Consider the following 4,149-nt stretch of genomic DNA (forward strand, 5'->3'; position numbering starts at 1 on the left):
CAAGCTCCAATTTAAACTTATTCAATAACTTTAAAATATTTTCATACAAGATTCAGCATTGAATTCTAGGTGATTCGGAACATGTCTCACTATTTTAGGTATACAAGTTTTGGAATGGATAATTTTAAGAGTCAACTTGGAACCCTATAGTGCTCAGTAAATTTTTTTTAATTATTACACTAAGTGTTAATTAAAATATAAATTAGTATTTTTATAAATTTTACAAGTTTTATTTATTAATTCTATAATGAAACATTAACTCTCCGTTGTTAGGATCTCTTTCATTCATATATTCAAAGCCAATACTTGTATACAAATTATAAGCTACTGTATTTCCCTCAACTATACTTAAATATATAGTATCTACATCATATTCTTTTAAAACTATATCTATAAGCTTTTTCATTGCAGCTTTTCCAAATCCTTTACCCTGATAATTTTCATCTATAAGTATTCTATCAATCCAAGTATGTTTGTTAGGACCAAAAGAACCATACATTGCAAAGCCAACAATATCATCATAATTGTATATAGCTACTGGATGCCATTCACTATATAAATTTGCTTCTTCTAAACATTCAGTCACAGTTTCTATAAATCCTTCTTGTTCCTTTTTTATTTTTAATTTCTTCACCATTTCTATATTTTTATTGTCAATATTCTTAAAATTAATATTCATATCACCTATTATTAGTCTCCTTTCATTAATCTAATTGTTTATTATATTCATATTTTACATACCTTTTCGTAATTAATAAGTGTCATTCTTTCATTTATTTGTTTTAGTTGTCCAACTTTTACGTACCCTAATTTTTCATACAAGTGACAGTTTCCCTTTTCCTGAAATATTGTATCTAAAATCCATTTATGTGCATTATAATAATAATTTTCTATTTGTTTCAGCCCTTCTTGTGCAATTCCCTTATTTTGATATTCTGGAAGAACACACAAAGCCGAAATTTTATACGTCATATATTCCAATTCCATTACTCTAACATATCCAACATTAATATCATTTAGCTGAAATATGTATGCCGTTGTATTTTTTCTATCAATCTTTTCTCTAATCCTTTCAATGCTTTCCATTGCAGGACTAGAATCATAATCATGATATTTATTTAGCAATGGTTCAAATGACTTCCTTTGTATATTATAAATAACATCTGCAACATCACCCGAAATTTTTTTTACCTTTATCATACATACTCTCCTATAAAATTATTCAATTTCCAAAACACATATTATTTTATGTTTTCTTTAAAATACCATATAAAAAAATATCGCAAATTCATTTCTTTTGAATAATGCGATATATATTATTAATTTTCATGATTATATTAAAACATTTAAAGTATAAATTTTTCTCATTATCTATAAATAGTATTCTCATATACCTTTTTATATATCTAATTGTTCATTTCTAAAAAGAATTTTATATAACTAACACATTCTATAAAAGCAAACAACTTGCTGTTTAGCCTTGAAGTCCATTGGCTTGACGTTCCATGTTTTCTACAACAACATCATGAATATCACCTAATGATGCACAATACTCAAGTACCTTCCATGGCGTATTAGTGTGAAAATGAATTTTAATCAACTCATCATCTCCAACAGCAATCAAACAATCACCATTAATATTGCTTGTAATATATTTGCTAATTGCATCCTCGGAAAGATTGTGCCCTTCTATTAATAATTGAGTATCAAATTTGTATTCAATCATACTACACTCTCCTTTATCATACCTAATTTATAAAACTAATTTTGCTACCATTTCTCCATCTTCTATTTTGCCTGTTTCTACAAAACCCAAGGATGCATAAAGCGTCCTTGCTACCACATTCTCTGGTTCATAAGAAAGGTAAACTGCTGAAGCTTTTCCATAAGGGAAAGTCCTAATAAGTTCAAGGGCTCTTATCATAGTTTTCTTGCCATAACCTTTGCTCTGATGATCTTTATCAATCATTAATCTACACACCCAATATGTATTTTTATCATCATTTTCATCTTTTTCATTATATGATAACATTATAAAGCCTACCATTATATCATTGTCATAAATAGCATATGGCATAGGAATACACTCATTATTGGTTAAAACAACATAAGCCTCAGCAATACTATATATATTACTTGCAACATAATTTTTTTGTTCTTCCTTTACCTTTAATTTAATACACTCATGAAAATTATGCTCTGTAATTTTTCTTAACTCTATCATTATTATCCCCCTTAAAACAAAGTATAATATTATTATCCTTATATTATACTTTTAAATTTTCAATTTTTTTGAAGAATAATGTACGCTATTTGCAAAATTTATATAAATATTTTTAATAATGTTCACAGTATATTAATTTAAATTTATTTTTTCTGTACTATAACATATTAAATTAAATAATATAAAAAAGGATGACTTTTATTTGTTTTTTATCTACTTTCTCCTATATTGCATAATTCTTGTAGTATTCTATTTTCCTCATATTCTTAAATAATTCTAAAAGTTATATTTTCTTATCTATTTCACATCTTATATGTATTGCAACATAAAAAATATCGCAACTTATTTCTGAATAATGCAACAATTTAATGTATTGTTTTCTATTTACTTTTTCAACCACTTAATAAATTTAATTTTATCACTATTCAATTTTAATGTTCCCTTAAATCTTTATTCAAAATTTTGTTCAATATATTTAATATATTCTTTTTTTCCAACCTCGTTAAAGTTATTCTTAAACCATTCGTAAGATTCCTTTAAACCTTCAAATAAATCCTTTTGTTCTACTAATAGCTCTGATTGCCTTGTTACATCTAAACTATATTCATAATTATAAAAACTAAAATAATCTCTTTGATTGCTATGATTAGTTATATATACTTTTTCTAAAGGTGTATCTACAACCTTATAGCATAATTCAATAAATGTATTAATGTCTACTAATTCTGAATTTCCAACATTAAATATATGATCTTTGGGATGTTTTTCTAAAATTTTTTCAATAACTTTACATAAATCATCTACATGGAAAAACTGTAATTTCATTTTACCGTCATTCGGAATGTAAAACTTTCTATTTTTCAAAGCACATTCAAATACAAATGGTTCTCTATATATATTTTGCATTGGACCATACAAATAAGGAGGTCTTAATATGTATCCATTAGGAACTTTTGAAAATAAGTATTTTTCTGCTTCAATCTTATCTGTTCCATATTTACCCCATATCTTATTAAACCCAGTTCTTTGATTTTCTGAGAATGGTTGTATGTTAGTTTCTGGATAAACAGCCGATGAGCTAATAAATATGTAATCTTTAAACTCTCCAACTGCATCTAATATATTTTTAATATCTTGTTGATTATATGCACATACATCTATTATTGCATCAAAAGAATAATCTTTTAGGCAATCTTTTAAATTATTTCTATCTGCACAAATCAAATTAACATTTTCTATTTGTTGCTTAGTTCCCCTATTTAAAACATAAACCTCATAATTATTTGATTGAAAGTATTTTACTACATATTTACTAACAAAACCTGTTCCTCCTGTAACTAATATACATTTCATAGAATTACCCCCTTTAAACTTTTATCACTCTATATCTCTCATTTACTTCACTTTACCTTATTGTTATAAATTACTTATAACATATTTTATAAATATTTTGATTGTCCAATTTTCAAACAACATTATTCTTATGTATCTAAATATTTACATCTCAATATCACAAAATTTTTCTAAGCAATTTGTTAAATATGAAATCATTCCACGAACTTCATCAATATTATAATAATTTTTCTCTAGTAACTGATATGCGCCGCAAATATTTCCTAGATAATGCCATAACAACTAAAATTTCATTTTTTCCTGATTTAGATCATCCCTCTGTAAATAGCAATAATTTTGACCAAATCTCATTTGTAGAAAACTGTATTCTATTTCAGCATCAAAAAACTTCGCACCCTCAATATCAATTAAATAAGTATCATTCTTTTCGTTCACCATTACATGGTTTGGACCTAATTCATAGTGCACAAAAGAATATTCATCATTTTCTTCGATCTCACCATATATCTGGTTTAAAATCATGTCCACTTTCAAATACAACACTTTATTTTTCAAATYAGTGTCCATAATAT

Annotated in this window: 6 protein-coding genes; all 6 read right to left on the bottom strand. The window is 25.8% G+C overall.

Annotated features, from left to right (window positions below; translation table 11 throughout):
* Positions 1 to 229: 229 nt before the first annotated feature.
* Entirely contained in the window at positions 230 to 679 is a 450-nt protein-coding gene (locus ACYUE0_RS17465) for a GNAT family N-acetyltransferase (protein ID WP_460271890.1), read from the bottom strand.
* Between the two features lie 47 nt (positions 680 to 726).
* Entirely contained in the window at positions 727 to 1,200 is a 474-nt protein-coding gene (locus ACYUE0_RS17470; RefSeq protein WP_460271892.1) for a GNAT family N-acetyltransferase, read from the bottom strand.
* A gap of 274 nt (positions 1,201 to 1,474) precedes the next feature.
* Complete coding sequence (locus ACYUE0_RS17475) at positions 1,475 to 1,726, bottom strand: kinase to dihydroxyacetone kinase (RefSeq protein WP_061996822.1); 252 nt, start codon at positions 1,724 to 1,726, stop codon at positions 1,475 to 1,477.
* Positions 1,727 to 1,753: 27 nt separating this feature from the next.
* A complete protein-coding gene (locus ACYUE0_RS17480; protein WP_460271894.1) occupies positions 1,754 to 2,224 on the bottom strand; it encodes a GNAT family N-acetyltransferase in 471 nt (156 codons plus the stop codon).
* A 450-nt stretch (positions 2,225 to 2,674) separates the two neighbouring features.
* Entirely contained in the window at positions 2,675 to 3,577 is a 903-nt protein-coding gene (locus ACYUE0_RS17485) for an NAD-dependent epimerase/dehydratase family protein (RefSeq protein ID WP_460271896.1), read from the bottom strand.
* Between the two features lie 282 nt (positions 3,578 to 3,859).
* Positions 3,860 to 4,149, bottom strand: a 290-nt coding sequence (locus ACYUE0_RS17490; protein ID WP_460271898.1) for a hypothetical protein, incomplete at its 5' end; no start/stop codon positions are given.

Source organism: Clostridium sp. CTA-19, assembly GCF_054767855.1.